The following is a 23641-nucleotide window of genomic DNA, read 5'->3' as shown; positions in this document are numbered from 1 at the left end:
TTCAAATAAACACTCTGTGGACAATAATAATGAATAAGCTTTTTAAAGCTGCAGTAGCTGTATCTCTTGCACTCTCATGCTCGACTGTTTTTGCAGAAAAACCTAACGACGACAAATCTATTTTTAGCAGTTCAACTTTTAAAGCAATGGAGCTGAGAAATATTGGACCCGCTTACATGTCTGGTCGGATAGCAGACATTGCTATTGATCAAAATAATCCTTCAACATGGTATACCGCAGTAGGTTCTGGTGGCGTGTGGAAAACCACGAACGCAGGCAACACATGGACGCCCATTTTCGATAACCAAGCAGTGTATTCAATTGGCGATGTGACCATTGCGCCTAGTAACTCAAATATTATTTGGGTAGGTACAGGAGAGAATAACGGCGGGCGCCATATCAGCTTTGGTGACGGCGTATACAAATCTGTCGATGGCGGTCAAACATGGAAAAATGTGGGCTTAGCGAAGTCTGAACATATCTCTGACATTATTATTCACCCAACAAACCCTGACATTGTGTGGGTTTCAGCTCAAGGGCCATTGTGGTCTGGCGGTGGCGAGCGTGGTTTGTACAAAACGACTGACGGTGGTGATACTTGGAAGCAAGTGCTAACGCCTGCTGACAAATGGACCGGTGTAACCTCTTTACTTATCGACCCGCGAAATCCTGATAAACTTTATGCCGCCACGTGGGCTCGCCAACGTTCTATTGCCGTATATGTAGGGACCAATGAAGGCGCAGGCATTCATACCTCTGACGATGGCGGTGAAACTTGGACAGAACTTAAAACCGGTTTGCCAGAAGGCAACATGGGTAAAATAGGTATGGCGATATCGCCTATGAACCCTGATGTGCTTTACGCTACTATCGAAACTGATAACCGCAAAGGTGGTTTCTATCGCTCAGCCGACCAAGGCGCAAGTTGGACCAAAGTGTCTGATGAGATAGGTGCTGGAACAGGCCCTCATTATTACCAAGAAATTTTTGCTGACCAACACCAGTTCGACCGTGTTTATATTGCCAGTAACTACAGTAAAGTGTCTGACGATGGCGGTAAAACGTGGACGCCAATCAATACTAAGCGCAAGCACGTAGATGACCATGCTATGGCATTCCATCCTACTGATCCTGATTTTGTTTTGATGGGATCAGACGGTGGTATTTATATGTCTCATGACAGAATGGCGAATTGGCACTTTATGGCGAATTTGCCGCTAACCCAGTTTTATAAAGTAGCACCGGATGATTCGAAACCTTTCTATATGATTTATGCGGGTGCACAGGATAACTCGACCCAAGGCGGGCCATCACGTACTAGACGCGCAGATGGCATTAAGAACAAAGATTGGTTCTTAACTCTAGGCGGAGATGGGCATCAGCCTGCAGTTGAGCCGGGTAACCCAGATATTATTTACTCTCAGTGGCAACAGGGCAACCTTACCCGCGTAGACATGACCACCAAAGAAGGCGTTTACGTTAAGCCGCAGCCACTGCCAGGCGACCCAGCAGAGCGCTACAACTGGGATGCTCCAATTAATGTGTCTAGCCACGATCCTGCGCGTATTTACTTTGCTTCCCAGCGCGTATGGCGTTCAGACAACCGCGGCGATAGCTGGACGGCCGTTTCTGGCGACCTGACCCAAGACGGAAACCGTATGCATATGCCTATGATGGGCAGAACGTGGTCGGTAGAAGCGGGTTGGGATTTGTATGCCATGACAGAATTTCACACCATTGCTAACTTCTCTGAAAGCCCAGTGGATGAGAATATTCTTTGGGCAGGTACAGACGATGGCATTATTCAAGTCACTACCAACGGCGGTGAGTCGTGGAAGAAAATTGAATTAGACGATATCAAAGGTATTCCCGCTACCGCTTATGTGAATGATATTCGCGCTGATTTATACGATCCGAATACCGTATATGTTGCTTTAGATAACCACAAATATGGCGACTACAAACCCTACTTGATCAAGTCGACTAACCTAGGTAAAAAGTGGACATCACTTGCCGATGACTTACCTGCAAAACACCTTGTTTGGCGTATTGTTCAAGATCATGTGAACAAAGATTTGATGTTCATTGGTACCGAATTTGGCGTTTTCTTTACGGTTAACGGCGGTAAAAATTGGGTTGAACTTGATGGCGGTATGCCAACCATTTCTACTCGCGATGTGAAAATACAGCGCAGAGAAAATGACTTAGTGGCCGGTACATTTGGCCGTGGAATTTATATTCTAGATGATTACGCCCCGCTTCGTGCATTAACTGAAAAGTCGATGCAGCAAGATGCACTGTTGTTCGCGCCTAGCCGCCCCGTGAAATGGTTTAAGCTAGACACCAAGCATTCTGATTCAGACGGCGATGACCGTTTTGTGGCAGAGAACCCAGCTCATGGTGCTACGTTAACTTATTTCTTGAAAGACAGCTTGCAAACCGCGAAGGGTAAGCGTCAAGAAGCTGAGAAAAAGCTACTTGAAGATGACAAATATCCTAAGTATCCAAGTTGGGAAGCGATTGAAGCTGAACTTCAAGAGCCAGAACCTGCAGTTTATGTTGAAATTCGTGACAATGCGGGCGACGTAATAAATCGCGTAGCGGGTAGCACTAAGAAAGGACTTCACCGCATTACATGGGACATGAAGTATTCAAACACCACACCGCTTACTAAGAAAGATAGCAAAAATAATGGCTTAATGGCATTGCCAGGCACTTATAGCGCTACGTTATTTAAGCGCGAGGGTGCAACTGTTACTCAGCTAGCAGAGCCGGTTGAGTTTACGCTAGAGTCTATTTATGAAGGTGCTTTGAAAGGGGCCTCTGCTGAGGACATTACAGCGTATGGGAACGCTGTTACTAAATTGCAGAAACGTGCAATGTCTGCAACTACTGTACTAGGGCAAGTGAAAGAGACAATGGAATTGCTTCGTGTTGCTATTGACCGTACCCCTAGTGATGTAAGCCAGCTTGAAGCTAAGTTTGCGAGTATTCAACGTGAATTGAACGACATTAACAAGGCGTTTAGTGGCTTAGAATCGCGTAATCGCAAAGGCATTAAACCGGCGAATATTATGAGTCGTTTACGCTATGCAAGATCGGCACTGGGTTCATCTTACGGGCCTACTCAACAGCATAAAGACCAACTTGGTTATGCTGAAGATGAATTAAACCAAGTGAGTGCACGTATTAAAACACTGCAAGAAACCACAGTGCCTGCACTACAGCAAGCCGTAGTGAATGAAGGTGGCCCTTGGACCGCTGGCATTCCGGTAATTACAAACTAACGAGTGTTAGTAAAAACAGATGCGGCAGCATTACGCTGCCGCATTTTTTATTCTTACCCTTCCTTTTATTAGCTTTATTACCGTAGCAAGACCCAATGAAAAGCCTGTCGTATTTTTTCTGTTTTATATTTCGTTCAAAGTTTTTTGAATTACATTCAGCTAAGTTATCAACTTTTGGATTAGCCCCTTTTAAGCTATTTTTAACCATTTCATTTTTAGCTGCCCCCGTTTTTTCGGCCAGTGCCAGCACAAATACAAGTACCGAGAGCCTGAACGCTGATAACGAGAGCACTGACAACGAGAGCACTGACAATAAGAGTATTGAAGCGCTAGAGCGGTACACGGTCACCGCAGAGCGCCCGTATTACAATCAAACTTTAAACAGCATTTTTCCCCAATATAGCTACGATAAATCAAACCTTGTGGGTAGCCCTCACATCAATGACATTTTGCTGCAATCGCCGTCAGTTAATTTAAATGGGCAAGGTGGGCAAATTCAAAATATTAATATTCGCGGCTTCTCTCGCTGGCGAATTCAATCCTTACTTGATGGCGTACCTATTGTGAGTGACCGCCGAGCGGGGGCGAGTGTTGGCTTTGTTCCACCTTCTTTTATTCAAAGTGTTGCCGTCATTCCAGGGGCTGCATCTACCTATTTAGGCTCGGGCGCTATTGGTGGCGCTGTAGATTTGTTACTTCCATATAACACAGAATCTAACCTTCAAATAGGGTGGAGCAGTAACCAACAGGCACAAGACTATAGTTATGCCGATTACGCAGCCAATACGGACTGGAACCTGTCGTACCGTAAAGGCAATAACGGTAATGACGCGCAAGGTAATACTCTGTTTGATAAATTCGAACAATCCGCGCTATTCATAAGGCACCGTCCGGTAAGTGGGGTGCTGAAAGAAGCCTGGACCTTGTATTCAGACAACAGTGATATTGGTAAGTCGAGTAGTGACTTTCCTGAAGATAGAGTAACTACCTACCCAGAAAATACGCATTGGTTAGGCAAAATGACTTTTGCATTTTCTAATATATTTAGCTCTGACTTATTTAGCGATGACATGGCTAGCCCTGACACATCTAGCACAGACCTAGTTAGCAACCTTTGGTGGCACCAATCCACATTGGACACCCACATTTTAAGGCCAGAAGATCGGATAAACGAAAGTGAAAGCGAGGCGTTAGACTTCGGGCTTGATGTTGGCAGTAACGCACGCATAAATAATTGGCAAGTAAACTGGCAAGTTCAATTAATGGGGCGAGAAGGGGTAATTATTGATGAAAGAGAGTTCACCTTGGTTTCCTCTGCTAGTGAATTGACTGTAGATGAATCTCTTATAAATCAACCTGTCTTAGATGAAGCTTCAAATCTAACTGACTCATTCTTTACTTCTGAATTGGCTTACGAACTTCGTACATTGGATGCTAGTGAAACCACAGTGGCAGGTATTGCCGATGCATCGCGTACCTTTGGTGCTACTTCGCTAGCCTTTGGAGGCAGGCTTGATTGGCAGCAGCAGTCTAACAATGCTGATGATGTTACTAATACCAACGTTAGCGGGTTTATTGGGGCCAGCCATACGCTTTCGCCTCAATGGTCGGCAAGTGTTTACTTATCTAGCGCTTTTAGAAATCCTTCTTTAACCGAGCGTTATTTTTCGGGAGAAACCCCTCGGGGCACTGTCTTAGGTGATGACAATTTAGAAACAGAGCAGGCCACAAATGTACAGGCTTCGTTATCGTACAACAGCATTGATTTAACGGGCTCAGTTGAAGTGTTTCATCAGAAAATTAATCACTATATTGAACGTACTACGGTATCTGAAAATGTGCAGGTTTATAGCAATTTAGACAGTGCGACGATTCGAGGCATAAGCTATCAGCTAGATTGGCAGCAGTCACAAGCTGTAAATAAAGCGCAAAATAAAGCAACAGAGCAAGGGTATTGGTTTGCTCAGTTAAATGGAGCCTGGATTGACGGCGAAGATACTTTGGGAAGCGCTATTTCCGATATTCCGCCTAATAGTCAGCGATTAACATTAGGGTATGAGCTAGAAGATGTTCGGCTATTTTCAACATTGGTTCATCGTGCAAGCAAGCGAGATATTGGTGATAGTGAAAAGGAACTCGGCAATGTAACCACCATAGATATTGGCGCGCTATGGCAATTCAATCAACGTATGTCGGTGCAAGCGAGTTGGCGGAATCTTACTAATCAGCAATATTATGTGAGTGCCGACGATAAAGCTGCATTTGCTCAAGGTGAAAGCGTGCAGCTCGCACTAACCTTTTTGCTGTGAGCGGTAATATTGCTTTAAATATTTGCTTTTTAGCGTAGTAAACAACATGACTAAGCCCGTCAGCCACAAAATGAAAAGCAAAATGGCGGCGGGCAAAAAAAGCCATAGTTTGGCGCTTTCAAAAAACCAGCTGCCATCGTGAATAGCTTCAATGGTATCGGTGCGCCGATAAGCAACCTGAAGTACTTCGCCATTGGTTGCATTTAGCTGAACTTCCCAATGATTCTTACCGCGTACTTTTATAATGCCTTTGTCGGGGCGCACGTCTAAGCGGTCGATATCGCCCCAACTGTTCAGTTTAGCTTCGGGGACATTTTTTACCGCTTCAATAATGTTATCAAAGCTAATAGATGGCGCATCGCCAAGTGCTTTTTGGGTAGGCGGTTGTAGCCAGTCGAATTCTTTTTTTACCTGCAGCAAAAGGCCACTGCCAATCACAACAACGACAGGAATAAAAATGACCAATGAAAGCCACAAGTGAAAATTGCGGCTGGTTTTACGCAGGTTAATCGACATTCATTTACTACCTAAAAATGGACGTTCACTATACTGCATCTGATTTAGCGAGTAAAAAATGTTAGCTGATACTAAGATTTCAAGCGACGAATAAATGAGTTAAAACCGCTTGGTAATCACCGTAATATTGGTAGTCTTATAGAAAGTAGAATAACCACTGAGTAAACCCATGAAACACAGGCTTCTTTTATCGCTATTTACCTTGCTACCGTTTGCCCTACACGCCGAAGCACTACAATCTCTTGAAGCTCAAGACAAACAAGTAGCGCAAACACTAAAAGTAGCCACATTTAACGTAAGCATGGAATCGACTAACTACAAAGCGCTTGGGTTAGCGCCTAGTGCTAAGGTTTTACAGCAAGTGCTATCTAATGGTGAAAACCAGCAAGTTAAGAATATTGCTGAAATTATTCAACGTGTTAACCCCGACATTCTGCTACTCAATGAGTTTGATTATATCGCCGACCAGTCAGTAGGAATTGAGAATTTTATAAAGCATTATTTAAATGTTTCACAAGTTGGTCAAAAAGCAGTGGATTATGGCTATGTTTATACTAATACCGTGAATACGGGCGAGCCCACGCATTTTGATTTAGACAACAATGGCAAAAAAGAACAATACGGCGGTGATGCTTATGGTTATGGGTTATACCCAGGCCAATATGGCATGGTGGTATTGTCTAAGTATCCTATTGATCATGCTAATGCACGTACTTTTCAAACTTTCAAATGGCAAGATATGCCTGATGCCCAACAGCCTATGCTACCTGCTGCCAGTACTGAAGATGCAGGTACGCATTGGTATTCAGAAGAAGAGTGGCAGACCTTTCGTTTAAGTTCAAAATCTCATTGGGATATTCCGGTCAATGTGAACGGAAAAATAGTGCATGTGTTAGCCATGCACCCCACACCGCCAAATTTTGATGGCGAGGAAGATAGAAACGGTACCCGTAATCACGATGAAATTCGCCTAATGGCAGATTATTTAACGCCAAATCGTGGTGGCTATATTTATGACGATGCTGGCGAGCAGGTTAGCTTAAACGACAATGACCGATTCGTATTGGTCGGCGATTTTAATGCTGCTGATATTGGCGATAAATACAGACCCGATGTGATTGAGCAATTAACTGAAAGCCCGTTAGTGAACAATAGCCTTATTCCCACAAGTGCGGGTGGTGCAGAAGCCTCCAGCGAAGATTTCAGTAACCGTTTCACTGCCTACTGGGGGGCAAGAGCCGATTATGTGCTGCCTTCACAATATGGGTTTGACGTAAAAGACGCTGGTGTATTTTGGCCAACCAAAGACAGTGATTTATATAGGCTGGTAAAAGACAGGCAAGCAAGCTCTGACCATAGAATGGTTTGGGTGTCGTTAACGATAAAATAATTCGCTTCCATCCGTAAATGTTAAAAAAGTTTAATGAACTGCTAATCTGTTCTGGTTACTTGCCCGTTTATAACCTCATACACCTTCGCTTACGTCACTTGACGTAAGCCATGTTCCGAGGAGAGGCAAGTTTCTATGGACGATCCTACGCTAATTATCCTAATGTACTTCATCATTCCTATCTGGTTTCTGGCAGGTATTGTTGACTGGTTTTGTCATAGGCGGAGTAATATTTCTGGAACCAGCGGCGCAAAAGAATCATTCATTCATTTGCTGATGTTCGCCGAAGTTGGCATCCCACTATTCATGGTGCTGATCTTCGAAGTAAACAGCTTAATCATCGCTATTAGTATCGTGCTCTTTTTTGTGCATGAAGCTACCGCCATGTGGGATGTCTCTTACGCGGTAACTAAGCGCCGTGTAGGGCCCATTGAACAGCATGTTCATAGCTTTTTAGAAATGATCCCGCTGTTGGCCTTAGTTTTAGTGGTGGGCCGACATTGGCCTCATTTCACCGCGCTGTTTGGTATCGGCGGTATCCCCGCCGATTTCGCCCTTCAACTTAAAGAAGACCCTTTACCCACATGGTATTTAGTTACGGTGCTATTGGTAGCACTAGCCTTAGAGTTTGTACCCTATTTGGAGGAATTAATGCGTGGTTTAAAAGATAAAAATCAAGCTAATAGCGGCAAAAGCAATGGCACCCGTGGCACCGGTGATACAAACGTCACACCCGTTTCAGATGCTGAAGCCGAGGCTGCTAGTCCCTATGCTACGTCAGTGGCTGGGGAAGAAGACCCCGGTGTGGCATTAGAAGAGTTGGTAGAAAGTCGCAATGGGGTTATTCCTATCACCAAGAAGCGGTAAATATCGGTAACAGGAATTTAAGGGTTCAGTTTACCAACATAAGTAAGAGCTCCTTAATCTACGTGCTATCCACTCCATGTCATGCCGTATTAGGCATGACATGGAGTTAAGTTCAGCGAGATTTATGAGCCCTGTTTTAACTTATTCCTCGGTCTGTTTTTTCTTCATTTCAGCTTGCTCTTCTTGCCAAGCTTTATAATCTTCAAAACGCTGTTCGTAGCGAAGTACCTTACTGTTAGGATCGGCAATCACTACATCATATTGGCTTACTGTTAAGCTGGTTTGGTTTTGCATATCAAGCGTGGTTACTTTACCGTTTATGCTAACCTCTAGGGGCATAGGGAAGGGTAAATCACCTTCTGTTTTCCACGTAAAGGTGACGTCATTTTCGGTGCGAGCAACATCTAATTTAGGTAAAGCCGCACTGAATAAATACACGTCAAAAAACCAATCTAGATTGTGCGTGCTGTTTTTATTGACGATATCGATAAAGTCTTGAGTATTGGCGAAAATCGGTTTGAAATTTCCAGGCTTAGGGTCAACGCGCCCATACACTAATTCGGTTACAGAGCGGAAGAAATCTTCGTCGCCCATTAGCCCTCTAAGCGTATGAATAACCCATGAACCTTTGGCATAAATATCACCCGCAGGGCCTTTTTCATACACATCTTCTTCAGACATTAATTCATTACTTACAATGGGGTGAGCATTGGCTAACCCTTTTCTCTGGGCATTCAGTTTTACAAAATAGGCTTCATTACCATGAAGATATTGGGCATATAGCGGCTGCATGTAGGTGCCAAATCCTTCGTGTAGCCACATATGATCCCAATTGTCGTTGGTCAGCTGATTACCAAACCACTCATGGGCAAACTCGTGCTGCATTAACCAATCGTACCCAGCATCATCTTTTCTATATTCATTGCCATAGGCGTTTATTGTTTGGTGCTCCATACCCAAGTGAGGCGTTTGTACTATGCCTACTTTCTCGTCCGCAAACGGGTAAGGGCCAATCATACGTTCAAAGAAAGTAATCATTTCTGGTAGCTCGGCAAATAAGGCCTTAGCTTTGTCTTCGTTTTCTGGAAGATGGTAGTAGGTTAACGGGTAGGTATTACCGTATATACTAGTAAAATTCTGTGTGAGCTTTTCATAAGGCGCTATGTTTAAGGCAATGCCGTACGTATTATGCATCGACTTGGTTTTCCAATGAAAAGTGCGATCGTTACCCTTTTCTTGGGTGTCGATTAATACGCCATTACTGGCGGCCACAAGGGGGTTAGGGACAGTAATTAAAAGCTCAGTAGTTGCCGGTTCACCATAAGGTTGGTCGATACAAGGCCAGAAAAGATCGCAACCTTCACCTTGCACTGCAGTAGCTAACCATGGATGTCCATCAGGGGTTTCTTCCCACATCACACCGCCATCCCAAGGGGCTCTAATCGGCGTGCGAGGATGGCCTGAATACACAACACGCAAGGTGGCAGGAAACGCCACATCGCTATTCGGCGAGACTATAAGCTCACCTTCGGGATTACTAAACTGCTGTTCGGGTAATTTGGTGCCGTTCAACCACACGCTTTCGATAGCAAAACGAGTGTCTAAGTCCACCGAAATTTCTTGTTGCGGTGAAGGCGCTTGCAGGGTGAGGGTAGTATCTCCAAACAAAATCTCTTTGTCGAAATCAAAGGAAAAGGCGAGCGTTGCATGGCTAATAGATAGGTTCTGTTGCCTTTCAGGAATTTCTCCCCCAGTTTTTAACGTGTAGGGTGTTGATAGCTCGGCAGCGTGTATGGGATTTACTGAAGAAGCTGGCTGAGTCGCACACCCAACAATAAATGATGAGGCACACGCTAAGGCAAGCATTTTTAATTTCATGTTCTTTCCGTTTTTATTATTGTGAATTTGTTATTCCGTTCTTATTGTTATACGAACAGGAGCAAGATAAATCAATAACTTATCTTTCACAAAAGTCTCAATACAATGCAATGAGTAAACGGTTAATGCGGGGGTAAGTAAGATGAAAGACGGTAACTGGCCGCGTGACTAATCCTATTTTTGATAAAGGCGCCTTTGTATAATTCGATTATTTTCACGGTCTATCTTAGTTGGCTATCTTTACTGCCCCTTCGGTTAAACAACGACTCAACTTTGCTTGTTTTTTCCATTTCAGCTTGGCAGTTAATACACAATTGAACGCCAGGCACTGCTATGCGTCTGCGCTCAGGAATTGGGGCGTCGCACTCTTCACAGAATTCAGCGCTTGCGCCTTGATACATGTTGTTTTTAGCGCGCGATACCGCATCTTCAATGCTTGCGTCTATTTGATCTTGCACTGCGCCATCTTTTGCCCAGCCACCAGCCATATTCCCTCCTAAGCTCTACTTGCGAGTATTGCGATTAACAATAGAATGAAGCAAAGACAGTGCCGAGCATGTTGATTGGCTATTTTGATAATGATTACAAACGATTAGAGTAAATAGAGTGTGGCCGACGGTGTGAGCAGTTCTACTGGAAGCGCAGCTTTTACTGAGAACAGTGCAATATTTGCATCACCTAAAAGGAAATAGCATTATTTAAGAAAAACACTAAAAGGAGCGCGCGCTCCTTTTAGTATTCTTTCTTGATTGGTTTACGGCTACTTATCAGTACCCGCCGCTAATGGTTGGTCAAGTTTATAGTCGAGTTGTACTAACAAACTTGTTTGCCTGTGTGCAACACCACCTTTAATTGCTGGTTTGTATTTCCATTGTTTAAGCGCGGCTTTCGCACTTTCATCAAAAACGCCGTCGGGAGTGGCATTGACCACCGTAATATTATCGGTACTACCGGTTTTGGTAATATCGAATTGCAGTACAACGAAGCCTTCAATATTGCCTTTTTCGGCCGCTTCGGGGTATGCAGGCGATACAAATTCTACCGGTGCTGCTTCGTCAACCTTCGACTGTTTGTGTTCAGTATTGTGAAGTGGGGCGTTAGCTAATGCCATATTGGCAGTGATTAAGGCAAAAATAGCAGCTGTGCCAGCGGCAAGTAACTTATTACCTTTATGCGGGGTTTTAATTGCGTTCAGTCTTTTAATCATTGTACTTTTCTCTCCAAAGGTTGGGTACAGGTTTACTGCTTTTGAATTATGCTCGGCACAACAAACAAGTGCTTTTGCATAAATGAGTTTCTCGTCTGGTGATTTGTTGGCTAGCACTGAGTTATCACATGCTAATTCTTGACTACTACGAAACGACGTTAACGCAACCCAAGTTGCAGGGTTGAACCAAAAAAGTACTGTAAAAGCTAACGCAATAGCATTCCATACGTTGTCTTTGTGTTGGTTATGTACTCTTTCATGTTCAAGTATTAATGCTTGTTGAGTACCTGAAAATGCAGTCTCAAAATAACTAGGCAGCAGAACGACAGGCTTCAAAAAACCAAAGAGCATAGGTGTAGAAGCTTTATTGGAATAATACGCGCTAAGGGAAGGTGACGTATTTGAGCCTACTGAAACGGTAGATTTAGGCAAAGGAACAACGTGCTTTTTATCAATAGAGCGAAATAAGCTTATATGATGCACCAATATGTAAGCTGCTACCGCACTAGCACCTGTTGCCCATAGCCAAAACAGCACGCTGAATTGCGAGCTGGACACATTAGGGTTAATACCCACTATATAGCGGCTGATGCTATTAGAAGGAATAGAGACCAAATCAACGGGCAGGTTGTTCATCACAAGAGCGGCAGGTATTAACAACCACGCTTTATAAACAAACTTAGTACCTAGTTGGTTAGTAAGGGATCGTTCACAAAAGATCAAAAGCGCCAAAACAACCGTTAACATAACTTGCTGAGAAATCACCCACTCAATCATTGTTTTGCTCCCACTGCTTGATGACAGCTTTAAGCTCATCGATATCTTCTTTAGATAATTCATTTTGGTTGGCAAAGCCTGCAATCATAGGCGCAACTTTACCTTTGAAAAGTCGGCTTAAAAAACTGCTCGTTTCTTCTTGAACATATTCTTCGCGGGCAATTATGGGGTAATAAAGGTATTGGCGCTGTTGCTTGTGAAAACTGATCGCCCCCTTTTTAACTAGGCGGCCGAGTAAAGTTTTTACTGTTTTCTCATGCCAAGGTTTATGTTGATTAAGGCGGTCAATTACCTCGTTAGATGATATCGGGTTGCTGTCCCAAATCACGTCTAATACTTCAAACTCGGTATTGCTAATATCTGGCTGCGCTTTAGATGTCGTCATAAGTATTTTCGCTTTAACCAATCATGTAGTGGCTTTTAATTAAATGGATTACAAGTGTAGTCTAAATATAAGATTACATGTGTAATTCTAAAGTGCAAGTTTCTTTAGCACTTTTTTGAGTAATGGTTGTAGGTGTAGGGCGGAAGCGGGGGAAATGGCCACAAGTTAGTGACGGGCCATTATCTATTCATTGCTATAAATTTCATTTTGTAATTGCTCTAATTCGTCCAGTACTTTCATAAACTTACTGCCAAACTCGGTTACTTCGTACTCCACTCTTGGGGGCACTTCGTTATAAGACGTACGGGCTAAAATGCCAAATTCGATATTTTTTCGCAAACACTGGTTAAGTACTTTCGTGGTAAGGCCATCTACCCGACGAACCATTTCGCCTGGGCGATTTATTCCATAGCCAAGCAATTGATAAATAGTAAGAGACCATTTGCAACCGCAAACAGCTTGCACCATTAATGCTGCTTTGCTCGGTGCTACTTTTTTTGAAAAATTCTTCTCTATAGTTTTCATTAAGATGTACCTAAAAGTACCTACCTTACCGATAAGTGCTTACTTTTTAAGTCTATTAATTGCCGTTAAATTGGCTTTTCATTTTAACACAAGCAAGGTCATTAATAATGCAAACTTCTAATATTGCAGTGGTAGTCGGTGGTTCAAGTGGAATGGGATTGGCGACAGCTAAACAGCTTTCTGCAAAAGGAATTGATACGGTTATTTTAGGTAATAACAGTGGCAAGCTAGCATCAGCAAAGGTTGATATTGAATCATACGCTTCAAGTGGTGCTACTGTTGAGACTATTCAGGCCAATTTACATAAACAACAAGACGTCGAAAAAGTGATACAGCAATTGAACGCCGAAGACAGACATATTCAATACTTGGTTAACGCAGTAGGTTATTTTAGTCCTAAGCCATTCCTATCACATGAACCTGATGACTATGATATATATGCCACACTGAATCGCGCAATATTTTTCATCAGTCAATCGATTGCTAATAATATGATTAAGCATGGCGGGGGCGCCGTGGTGAATATTGGTTCAATGTGGGCTAAACAGGCAATAAAAGCCACACCGTCTTCTGCATACTCAATGGCTAAAGCGGGGCTACATGCATTAACGCAACACATGGCGATGGAATTAGCAGAATATAATATACGCGTGAATGCAGTGTCGCCTGCGGTAGTGAAGACACCTATTTACGAATCATTTATTAACCCAGCTGATGTCGATGAGGCGTTAAAGGGGTTTAATGGATTCCATCCTATTGGGCGCATTGGTACTTCTGATGACATTGCCAATAGTATTATGTTTCTGCTTCAGGAGCAGAGCAGTTGGGTAACTGGTGCAATATGGGACGTTGATGGTGGTGTTATTGCCGGGCGGAACTAAGCGTATTGTTTGGTAGCGATGTTGTTGTCGAAAAAGGATAAAGGCCAGCTTTTCTCTCTGGCCTTTATATATGAGTAAAAGTACATAAAGAAAAGTGCGAGGTGCTCCCATGCAACAAGTAAACTGGGAAGTAGGGTAGGGAGTTGCACCCAAACGTGGGTTTACGCAGAGCATTAATATTAAACCGTACGTAATGCCAATTAGGTAATGTACAACCCAGCCAATGATAAGTTCGCCAGGTACTCGTTCGGCCTTTGGCAATGCGGGCTGAATAAATTGCCCTGATTTCATGTGGCCTACCCAGCGCCCCACCAATAACCAGTTTGTTGCAGGTAACCCGAAAAATGTCGCGAGTAACCAAGCGTAAATATCTAGAACAATAGTGCCCCCTATACCTATAAGTATAAAAGTATAGATAGAGTCATTGATCATAATGGTGTGTCCTCGAAAAGTGCTTGAAAGGTGTGAATAGAGATGAAAAGAGCTACTAATAAGTGTGAATGTAGTGCTCAACACCCTTGCTTGCAGCATCTACCGCGCCTGCGAGGTAACCGGGAAATTGCGTCGACCATTCACTGCCTATACCCACTAAGCGTTGATGCCATGGGCCATTAGGCGGGGTAATGTAAGGCGCTGTGGCATGTGCATTTGCCGCGTGTTTATCTAAATGTGTTGAAGTGAGTTCATCTTGTGCCCAGTCTTTAATAACATCGACTTCAGGTGTAGCGGCTTGCGTACCAAAAAGTCTTGCCAATTGGGCCCGGCAATACGCTTTCAAATCTTCATTGTTAATACGTTGCCTGTCGGTTGCTGGCACACCAATAAAACCGAATAACGCTGCTTGGCCTTGTGGGTATGATGCATCATGTATTTCAACCATTGGCCCCGCGCTGCTGCGCGCACTGCCCGACAGCCCTTGCTTGCGCCAAAATGGGGTATCGTATACTGCAATGTATTTAGCATGTGGCGCCATCCACGTTGCTGTATTTTGCCACTTTGCTATTACATCGCTTGGTAGTGTTGGGTTAAATGCGATTTTTTCTACCGCCAGACGAGGCGGTAGTGCGAGCATGACATGTTCAACATAGACTGTGTTGTTTGGCTTATCGGAATTGCTATAGCGTATTTCAATACTGTCTTGTTGATAGGTTATTGATTCAGCAGATGCACTGGTTACTACGTGTTTGTTTTGAAGCTTCGCATACAGGGCGTTAATGAGTTTGCCCATGCCACCTTTTATCCGCATAGAAGTGGGAGAATGCATGTAACCCGGTGTGGCGGTTGGTGGCTGGCTAGATGAACGTTCAATCAGTGTGTGTCCTTGCTCGAACTGGGCAAAGGTTTCAAGCTTCAAGCTTTTAATAAGCTCACTTAACTGCGGCTGAAATTCTGGCCAAAACCACGTAGGGCCAAGATCGAAACTATTACTCTTACTCTGCGAGTTGCTAAGAAAGTCAGAAATTCGCCCGCCTAAATGTGCTCTGGCTTCAAGCAGTACGTAATCGGTAATGCCTTTTTGCTCTAATTGGTAGGCGGCATAAAGGCCGCTTAGCCCGCCACCTATAATAGCAATTTTTTTTCGCATGGGGTTAGTCTCCGCAGCCTATGTTTTTAAAACTTCCTACCTTTAGGTAAATCGCCGCGTTACTGTCTCCTGCAGTAATAAGCGGTTTGCTGTTGCTGGGTAACCTAAGCCAACTCCCTTTTGTATACTCTTGCCCTTGGTGCAGCACGCTGCCGCTGAGCACAAATAGCTCTAGTGCATCATGAGTAGATAATTTATTAAACAAGTGTTGTTGCGGCGAAAGCTTTACGAGTTTAGTTTCTTCGCTATCGTCCTGATAAAGTGGGCAAATTTGCAGGTTGTTTTTTGTTATCCACGCATTAGGGTTATTGGTGTCTATGCGTACAGGGCTGGCTTCTTTTTCCTGCATTTGCCAAAGCTTCACAAAAATAGTGGTGCCATTTTTACTGCTAGGTGCATGGGAAGAGCCCGGCGGGTTTCGCAAATACCAACCTTCGGGGTAGTCGCCAGCTTGATCAGAAAAAGTTCCGGAAAGCACTAATATTTCCTCTCCACCAGGGTGACCGTGGCTTGGGAAAAAAGACTCTGGCGCATAGCGCACCACGGTAGTTGCTCGGGCTTTTTCGCCACCTATTCTGTCTAGCATTACCCGTTCAACGCCTTTTTGGGGCGTTGGTTTCCAACTATATTGACTTGAGAGCAGAGCCGCTTGTTGCAGAAAATCTGAATTAACGCGCATATATTTAACCTAATGAGAAAGATTGGAATGGACTATTTAGCCAATAGTTTGCTGAAGGATTGAGAGGTATTTTTTACTTATTTACTTGCTTTTACAAACGAGATAATCTGAATCATCAGTAAAGAAAAAATTTATCGTATGAAGTCACCTATACACCTCAACGCGCTTAAAGCATTTGAAGCAAGTGCTCGGCATCAGAGTTTCTCGGCGGCGGCACAAGAGCTTAACGTTACGCCCGCCGCGGTGGGCCAACTCGTAAAAACATTAGAAGAATGGCTTGATACGGCCTTGTTTCATAGGATGAGCTCGGGCAAGACACGACTAATAGCTACTGAAACCGCGCAAAGTGCGCTGCCACTTATTCGCGAAGGGTTTGATAAGCTTGCTCAAGGGGTAGACATTTTAAAAGACAATGCCATAAGTGGCGCACTAACCGTAGCGGTAAGTCCCGCATTTGCCGCTAAATGGCTACTACCTAGGCTTCATCATTTTCAAGCTATTTGTGCTCAAACCAATGTTAATCTAAACACGAATTTAAAGCCTGTTGATTTTGCTTCACAACGAATAGATGTAGGCATACGTTTTGGTGTGGGCACCTGGCAAGGCCTAAGGGCTGAAAAGTTAATGGATGAAGAGGTGTACCCAGTGTGTTCGCCTACTTTTTTAGATGATCAAAGTCGCTTGAACTCAGTAGAAGGCTTGTTAAATGAAACCCTCATACATGACCAGTCTATGGATGCACATACGGGATTTCCTTCTTGGTCGTCGTGGCTAAAAAAAGCGGGAGTATCAGGCCCTTTCACCACGAAAAGTATTCAAATAAATAACTCTGCTGCGGTGCTGCAATCAGCAATTGATGGTCATGGCGTGGCATTAGCGCGCAGCGTTATGGCAAAAGATGATGTAGCAGCTGGTCGGTTGGTAAGGTTGTTTCCAAATATTAGTTTTCAATCACCTTTGGCATATTATGTTGTTTATCGACACGAATGTGCCGATCTGCCAAGAATTCAGGCTTTTAAAGACTGGCTTTTCAAAGAGGTAGAAGTCGCTACTGCTGGAAAGTAAGTGGTTACTGATTAAATGCGATGTCCAGTAAAGAATTTATTTACCATAGTAAAAGATGAACTCTGTGGTTAAGCGCTTTAATTACCCTTAAGCTTTTGCGCCATGTTAGCCACTTTAATGCGTAAGGTGGAAGCGGTAGCAACCATTGCTGCCTACAACATGGTATCGCGGTTTTTAGTGGCGTTTTGTACTTAGGTGCTTGTTTGGTTTTAACGCCTTTAAACGCCGCGAACTTTTTTGAAAACACTAGCGGATAATAACGATGCAAGTCCTGAAGCTATACCCGCAAGTAAGCCAACCCAAATAGCGTGTAAGGGAATGAAAATAAGGGCTAACCCTGCTGTGGATGATAGGTGCTCACCAGTATAGGAAGGGTAGTTTAAACCCCAATATCCCCAACAATGAAAGAGCGCTATAGCCATTAACGCCCCCCAAAAAGCTACTTTTTCATGGAAAGAATAATGGCCACCAAGAAATGCAGCTAAGCTCGTAAGTAATAAGTAAGGAATAAGCCGAAAAGGAGTGGATTCAAAGTAACCTAGAAGTGAGGAATATCGAAAGATTTGTTCAATACTTGCCTTGAAATCAAAACCGCCAATAGTGATAGCAAGTATCAAATCTACAGTTGTCTCATTCACTATTAAAAAGCAGAAAACCAATACACCCCAAAACCATTTGCTCATCTAGAAATCCATTTTAATTAAAGTACTCATCGCTACTGATTAATTAAAACCTTAATTAACTTCCAGCCATTTCGCCTTACGCTTTACATTTTATTGCTGGTTATTTACACGTATTGACAGTTGGTTACAGCCGAACAGAAGTCTGTATTTGTGTTTTGTGACGCGCCTTAAATACGAAATAGCCATGCTTTGCACGTTCGAACTGAACAGAGAAGGAGAGGCTTTACATTCAGAATTACACATTAATAAATTATGTGGTTCAACAATTGCTTCAATTGGCCTTAATAGAAGCTTTGTGGCTCAAGTTCATTGAAATACAAACCTTTTTTCTTTTCGTTCAAGCCTAGTAGTAAGGGGGCCCTATGAGTGAAGTGCCAGAGTATTTAAACCGCAGACAAGTGCTTAAAGCCTTGGTAGGAGGAGCGGTAGGTGGGACGGTAGGTGGGACGGTAGGAACTTTGGCGGCGACAAAATTGGTTCATGCTAGTAGTGAAGTTACATCATCAATACCTGCCAAATTACCCCGATTACCCGAAAGACCTAAAAATATATCGCCCGAAATGCTGGCAAAAGATGAATCATTTTGGGCACAAGTTGCACTGAATTATGACAAAGCGCGGGGAATTGTTAATTTAGAGCATGGTTACTGGGGGAAGATGTCTAAGCAGGTGCAGCAAGTATTCATTGAGAAGACGGAAATGGTGAATACACAGCTTTCTGTTTATGGGCGCAAGCATTTCTCTAATGATCTAAAGAACAGCGCTCACAAAATTGCACAAGCGTTGGGTGCTGATAGTGATGAAGTCGTTATCACTCGCAACGCGACTGAATCTATTCATAATTTAATGCGCCAGTACAACGATTTTAACGCCAACGACACGGTACTGTTTGCTGACATCGATTACCCAAGTTTCAAAGAAACCATGCGCTGGCTGGCTAAAACGCAGCACGTCAAACCTGTAGAAGTCACGTTACCTGCGCAAACTAATCAAGCTGAAATCCTCAACTTATACATCACCGCATTCGATGAAAATCCTAATGTGAAGCTCATGTTGCTTACCCATGTAAGTAATCAACATGGGCTCATTCTGCCTGTTGCCGACATAGCAAAAGCGGCAAAAGCACGTGGGATAGATGTTATTTGTGATTGCGCCCAATCGTGGGGTTTGCTCGACTTTAATATTGCTGAGTTAAATGTGGACTGGGCAGGCTTCAACTTGCACAAATGGATAGGCAGCCCTGTGGGTGTGGGGGCGCTATATATGAAGAAGGGTACGTTAGACAAAATATCTCCATACCCAGGTGAAACCGACCCTACTAATACATTGGCCCACAAACGGGTGCATACTGCCACTTCAAATTTTGCATCTATCTTGACGGTTCCTGCTGCTATCGACTTTCACCAGTCCCTTGGAGCAGCCAATAAAGAAGCTAGATTGCGGTATCTGCGTAATTTGTGGGTAGAAGAAGTGAAAAAATTGCCTAATATTGAGGTGCTGGGGGGCGAAGATGATGCATCAAGTACGGGAATGGGGGCATTTCGTACAAAAGGTAAAGTGTCGCTAGACGATGCAAAGATGATCCAACAAAGATTGGAAAATGAATTCAATGTATTTACGGTGGTAAGGGTAGGGTTAGCCAGTGGCTGTTGTATAAGAGTGACTCCTCAGATATTTATTTCAGCTGAAGAAATGAAGCAATTGACCTTAGCGTTAAAAAGCCTATAGAAAGGAATAACGATGAAGAAATTTATAATAGCGACCGCAGTTTCATTAATGTTTGCGCCTGTAGTGGCAAGCGCGAATACGCCTGAGCAAAGCTTAAAAGCAGCTGGTTTTACCTTACCTGCTCCCGTGAAACCGATAGCTAATTACGTTACATGGCGCAAGGCGGGGAACATATTGTACTTATCAGGCCATGGCGCCTGTGAAGGCAAAAGTGTGCTTGGCAAGTTAGGTCAAGATGTCACGGTAGAGAAAGGTTACGATGCTGCGCAGTTGGTGGGGTTATGTGCATTGGCAACCATCAAAGATGCCACTGGCGATTTAAGCATGGTAAAGCAAGTACTTAAAATAAGCGGAATGGTAAATGCCACAGAATCCTTCACGGGGCATTCACTCGTGATTAACGGCTTTTCAGATATATTTGTCACCGCGTTTGGCGATGAGGGCAAAGCAGCAAGAGCGGCAGTAGGAATGAGCAGTCTGCCAGGCAATATGGCGGTTGAGGTAAGTGCTATAATCGAATTGAAGGATGAGTAAAGAGTACGAAAGAGTCGTTAAAAGGTGCGACGGAAAGGGCATCCCTAGAGTAACTATGTCTTAGATAGTATGGCCGTTAACGGTTAGCTAAAAATGGACAGTTTTCAAACGTAAATTGAATAATGCACAAGCTCATTCCCCCCTCTATTCAAACCAATCAACACATGGCCGGCATGTCCGGCTTCATTCTGCACACTTTTTTGTGTGAAGAAAAATACCCCGCAGATGATTAAGCAATATTGACAATACCTACCTTTGTGCCCTCAACACGTTTTTGTACGAAAGGCCTATTTTTGAACTAAAGTAATAGCGAAGGCTTGCGGATTCATTTGAAGAAAGCATATGGCGAGCTTGATGACAAAGGGTAAGTTGATGTGGGTTTTATTATGTTGACACATTGTAAATTAAACCTTTTGTCTAAAACGATTAAGTTAATACGGAGTGAAATTTGAAAGTAAATTGAACTTTTTTGTTTGTCGGCATTGCTGGTTAGCTTTTTGTATTATTTAAGTTTTTAAGAATTTTGCTTCGTAAGGTTAAAATAATTTTAGCTATTTTTTTAAACAAATAATTTACATGCTGGCATTCTTCTAGTAATCTTTTACTTAATCGATTAAGTCGATGTTTGTTAGTTTATGTTTTTAGTTCTCTTTCGCTTCTTCTGATACAACTGAGCGTAAGAGAGTTTCGCTTAGCTTTGGAGAATACCCATGCACACAACATTTAATAAAAGCGCATTGGGCATAGCAGTGTTATTAGGCCTAAGTGGCGCTGCTTTAGCTCAGGACTCTTTACCTCAAGAGAATTTACCTCAAGAAGCACAAGAAAAGAAAGCAAAAGAAACGTATGAACAAATCGTAGTTACTGCCAGCCCTGCGGGTGTTTCTGCGCAAGAGGCGAGTGTTTCTGTAAGTTCGTTTGATGAAGAAGAAGTGATGAAGCTGGCTCCTCGCTCAACAGCTGAGGTTTTCCGTGCACTTCCAGGCATTCGTGCCGAATCTTCAGGCGGTGGCGGTAATGCAAATATCACTATTCGTGGTATTCCTTTAGCAACGGGTGGCTCTAAATTCATGCAAATCCATGAAGATGGCCTTCCTGTTTTAGAGTACGGCGATATAAACTTTGGTAATGCAGATAACTTCTTGCGCTACGATTGGTCTGTAGAACGAGTAGAATCTGTACGCGGTGGTTCTGCATCAACATTTGCCAGTAACTCACCGGGTGGGGTCATCAACATGATCAGCGCTACGGGTGAACAAGGTGGAGGTGCAATTGGCACATCGTTTGGTCTTGATTACGAAGAGTTTCGTTTAGACTTCGCTTACGGCGGAGAAATAAACGACGATTTGTATTTCCATATTGGTGGTTTTGCTCGCGGCGGCGAAGGCGTTCGTGACACTGGCTATAACGGCGACCAAGGTGGCCAAGTAAAAATCAACTTCACTCAGTTACTAGATAATGGTCATCTACGTTTTTACTTCAAGCATTTAGACGACAGAGTGACGACCTATTTACCAGCCCCCGTCATGGTGAAAGGAAATGGTAGCTATGGCGCAGTAGATAACTTCGATGCAAGCAGCCAAACATTACACTCTGCTTATACCACCAATGTCTCGACTTTCGATTCTTTTGGAAACCCAGTTAATCGTGATTTAACGGATGGTATTGAATCTGAAGTGACTTCATTTGGCTTTGAAGCTGACTTGGAAGTAGCAGAAGACCTTTACCTACTTAATAAATTCAGAACGTCTGATGTAGGCGGTGGGTTTGTTTCTCCGTTCACAGATACTTTTGGTGCCTATGGACCTCAGTCTGCTAGCAGCATGGCAACGGCTATTTGTGCTTCAGCTCTAGATGGCGACGGTAATGCTTTTAATTGTGACTCAACCAGCGTAACCCTTGCCAATGGGCCTAATGCCGGTGACGAATACAACGGATTAGCCTTCCTAAACTTATTGTTCGATACGACCTACAATGATTTAGGCAACATGATCAACGATTTAAGCCTTCGCAAAGAGTACGACAATGGCGTAACGCTTACCGCTGGTTACTACTACTCTAAGCAAGACATTGCGATTAGCTGGAACAGCTGGAACACGTTCATTCAAACAGTTGATGGCACTAACTCTCAGTACCTTCATATTGAAGATGCCGACGGTACTGCACTTGTTGACCAAGGGCTTTGGGCACCAAGCTTCCTGTCATGGGAATGGGATTTAAACTACACCACTACCGCACCTTACATCAACGTTGGCTTCGAAGTGGGTGACAACTGGTTGTTTGACGTGAGTGCACGTCGTGACACCGTGCAAGCAAACGGTGAGCTTATAAACTCATGCTGTGGCGGTAACACTGACGTAGACATCAACGGCGACGGCGTCATTTCAGGCAATACCGAAGATGCGTCTGCATCAAATGGTTTCGGCTTTGGTGGTGGTGCTATTCGCCTAAATCGTGCTAATGGAACAAGCCAAATAGTTGATTACGAAGCAAGTAATACATCATTCTCGCTAGGTGGTTCATACCTTTATAGCGATTCTGTCACTTTCTTTGGTCGCTATAGTGAAGGGGGCCGCGCGTTAGCGGATAGACTACTTCAAATTGCCGGTACCCTTAATGCCGATGGTAGCTTAACGAGTACCACAAGTGGTTTCGATGAAACAGAGCAGTTAGAGTTTGGTATCAAGTACGGTACGCAAGACTTTAAATTTAATGCGACATTGTTCAATACAGTAACCCAAGATACTCAAGCTGAAGTAACAAGCGGTTTAACCTTTATTCGTGAATACGAAGCAACAGGTTTAGAACTTGAAAGTAAGTACGATTTTGGTAACGGTTTCACTGTGTCAGGAAATGCCACGTGGACAGATGCAGAAATTAGCGAAGACAAGTTCAACCCTGCGCTAGTGGGCAAGACTCCTCGTCGCCAAGCCGACTTTATTTATACGGTCATTCCACAGTACGACTTTGAAAACTTCAGTATTGGTGCGTCGTTACAAGGTTCAACAGAGTACTATGTTCAAGACTCAAACGAGCTTAAGCAAGATGCTTACGTAGTGGCTAACTTATTTGCCACTTGGTATGTATCTGACCAGTTCTCAGTATCGTTGAATGTTAACAACGCCACTGATGAATTTGTTATTACTGAGTCTGAAGAAAGTGCTGCATCAGCAGGCGATATCATTCGAGCTCGCCCAATTAGTGGAAGAACGTCTTCAATTCAATTGAAATACGCATTCTATTAATGGTCGTTAATACTATTCGCTGCGGCGCTTTTTTATAAGCGCCGTAAGTGATAGTTCTGGTATTTCGGCGCAAGCGCTAGATAAGATTTTTAAGCGCAGCA

At 43.5% G+C, this 23641-nt stretch carries 18 protein-coding genes and 1 pseudogene; 9 read left to right on the top strand and 10 right to left on the bottom strand.

The genetic code is table 11. From position 1 onward, the window contains the following. The first annotated feature begins 29 nt into the window (after positions 1 to 29). A complete protein-coding gene (locus tag AVL57_RS14340) occupies positions 30 to 3287 on the top strand; it encodes a WD40/YVTN/BNR-like repeat-containing protein (protein WP_057790260.1) in 3258 nt (1085 codons plus the stop codon). A gap of 95 nt (positions 3288 to 3382) precedes the next feature. After that, positions 3383 to 5596 (top strand): TonB-dependent receptor plug domain-containing protein, encoded by a 2214-nt coding sequence (locus tag AVL57_RS14335; protein ID WP_057790262.1) that lies wholly within the window; start codon positions 3383 to 3385, stop codon positions 5594 to 5596. Here AVL57_RS14335 and AVL57_RS14330 read toward each other — a convergent pair. Beyond that, the gene (locus AVL57_RS14330; RefSeq protein ID WP_057790264.1) at positions 5579 to 6112 is read right to left on the bottom strand and encodes a PepSY domain-containing protein; all 534 of its coding nucleotides are present in this window, start codon (positions 6110 to 6112) and stop codon (positions 5579 to 5581) included. The two genes, AVL57_RS14335 and AVL57_RS14330, sit on opposite strands and share 18 nt — an antisense overlap. A gap of 169 nt (positions 6113 to 6281) precedes the next feature. Here AVL57_RS14330 and AVL57_RS14325 point away from each other — a divergent pair, with 169 nt between their 5' ends. Continuing rightward, complete coding sequence (locus AVL57_RS14325; protein WP_057790266.1) at positions 6282 to 7502, top strand: endonuclease/exonuclease/phosphatase family protein; 1221 nt, start codon at positions 6282 to 6284, stop codon at positions 7500 to 7502. A gap of 135 nt (positions 7503 to 7637) precedes the next feature. Continuing rightward, positions 7638 to 8369, top strand: coding sequence for a hypothetical protein (locus AVL57_RS14320; RefSeq protein WP_057790268.1), 732 nt, complete (start codon positions 7638 to 7640; stop codon positions 8367 to 8369). Positions 8370 to 8510: 141 nt separating this feature from the next. Here AVL57_RS14320 and AVL57_RS14315 read toward each other — a convergent pair whose 3' ends face one another. The 5 genes from AVL57_RS14315 to AVL57_RS14295 form a co-directional block, all read right to left on the bottom strand. Further along, entirely contained in the window at positions 8511 to 10247 is a 1737-nt protein-coding gene (locus AVL57_RS14315) for a M1 family metallopeptidase (RefSeq protein ID WP_057790269.1), read from the bottom strand. Between the two features lie 221 nt (positions 10248 to 10468). Then, on the bottom strand, positions 10469 to 10735 hold the full coding sequence (locus AVL57_RS14310) for a DksA/TraR family C4-type zinc finger protein (RefSeq protein WP_057790271.1): 267 nt from the start codon (positions 10733 to 10735) through the stop codon (positions 10469 to 10471). Between the two features lie 272 nt (positions 10736 to 11007). Then, the gene (locus tag AVL57_RS14305) at positions 11008 to 12231 is read right to left on the bottom strand and encodes a M56 family metallopeptidase (RefSeq protein WP_057790273.1); all 1224 of its coding nucleotides are present in this window, start codon (positions 12229 to 12231) and stop codon (positions 11008 to 11010) included. After that, on the bottom strand, positions 12224 to 12616 hold the full coding sequence (locus AVL57_RS14300; RefSeq protein WP_057790275.1) for a BlaI/MecI/CopY family transcriptional regulator: 393 nt from the start codon (positions 12614 to 12616) through the stop codon (positions 12224 to 12226). Before AVL57_RS14300 ends, AVL57_RS14305 begins: the two co-directional genes overlap by 8 nt. A 183-nt stretch (positions 12617 to 12799) precedes the next feature. Continuing rightward, positions 12800 to 13141, bottom strand: a complete 342-nt coding sequence (locus tag AVL57_RS14295) for a winged helix-turn-helix transcriptional regulator (protein ID WP_057790278.1) — start codon at positions 13139 to 13141, stop codon at positions 12800 to 12802. Between the two features lie 107 nt (positions 13142 to 13248). On the opposite strand from AVL57_RS14295, the gene AVL57_RS14290 reads away from it, so the two are divergent. Next, on the top strand, positions 13249 to 14022 hold the full coding sequence (locus AVL57_RS14290; RefSeq protein ID WP_057790280.1) for an SDR family NAD(P)-dependent oxidoreductase: 774 nt from the start codon (positions 13249 to 13251) through the stop codon (positions 14020 to 14022). A 162-nt stretch (positions 14023 to 14184) separates the two neighbouring features. On the opposite strand, the pseudogene AVL57_RS21515 reads toward AVL57_RS14290, so the two are convergent. The 3 genes and pseudogenes from AVL57_RS21515 to AVL57_RS14280 form a co-directional block, all read right to left on the bottom strand. Continuing rightward, a pseudogene (locus tag AVL57_RS21515) lies at positions 14185 to 14454 on the bottom strand (DUF2938 family protein); the annotation flags it as partial. A 55-nt stretch (positions 14455 to 14509) separates the two neighbouring features. Next, positions 14510 to 15607 (bottom strand): flavin monoamine oxidase family protein, encoded by a 1098-nt coding sequence (locus AVL57_RS14285; RefSeq protein ID WP_057790281.1) that lies wholly within the window; start codon positions 15605 to 15607, stop codon positions 14510 to 14512. Positions 15608 to 15611: 4 nt separating this feature from the next. Then, the gene (locus AVL57_RS14280) at positions 15612 to 16286 is read right to left on the bottom strand and encodes a cupin domain-containing protein (RefSeq protein WP_057790284.1); all 675 of its coding nucleotides are present in this window, start codon (positions 16284 to 16286) and stop codon (positions 15612 to 15614) included. Positions 16287 to 16424: 138 nt separating this feature from the next. Between AVL57_RS14280 and gcvA the strand changes: the two genes are divergently transcribed. After that, positions 16425 to 17351 (top strand): transcriptional regulator GcvA, encoded by a 927-nt coding sequence (gene gcvA, locus AVL57_RS14275; protein WP_057790286.1) that lies wholly within the window; start codon positions 16425 to 16427, stop codon positions 17349 to 17351. Positions 17352 to 17569: 218 nt separating this feature from the next. Here gcvA and AVL57_RS14270 read toward each other — a convergent pair whose 3' ends face one another. After that, complete coding sequence (locus AVL57_RS14270) at positions 17570 to 18034, bottom strand: hypothetical protein (protein WP_057790288.1); 465 nt, start codon at positions 18032 to 18034, stop codon at positions 17570 to 17572. A 362-nt stretch (positions 18035 to 18396) separates the two neighbouring features. Between AVL57_RS14270 and AVL57_RS14265 the strand changes: the two genes are divergently transcribed. From AVL57_RS14265 to AVL57_RS14255, 3 genes are all read left to right on the top strand, one after another. Next, complete coding sequence (locus AVL57_RS14265) at positions 18397 to 19761, top strand: aminotransferase class V-fold PLP-dependent enzyme (RefSeq protein WP_057790290.1); 1365 nt, start codon at positions 18397 to 18399, stop codon at positions 19759 to 19761. A 12-nt stretch (positions 19762 to 19773) separates the two neighbouring features. Then, on the top strand, positions 19774 to 20295 hold the full coding sequence (locus AVL57_RS14260; RefSeq protein WP_057790292.1) for a RidA family protein: 522 nt from the start codon (positions 19774 to 19776) through the stop codon (positions 20293 to 20295). 710 nt (positions 20296 to 21005) lie between these two features. Then, on the top strand, positions 21006 to 23540 hold the full coding sequence (locus AVL57_RS14255) for a TonB-dependent receptor (protein WP_057790294.1): 2535 nt from the start codon (positions 21006 to 21008) through the stop codon (positions 23538 to 23540). Positions 23541 to 23641: the final 101 nt, after the last annotated feature.

It is taken from the genome of Alteromonas stellipolaris, assembly GCF_001562115.1.
Lineage (GTDB): Bacteria > Pseudomonadota > Gammaproteobacteria > Enterobacterales > Alteromonadaceae > Alteromonas > Alteromonas stellipolaris.
Note: the sequence above shows the minus strand (reverse complement) of the source record. Positions and strands in the feature narration are given on the sequence as shown.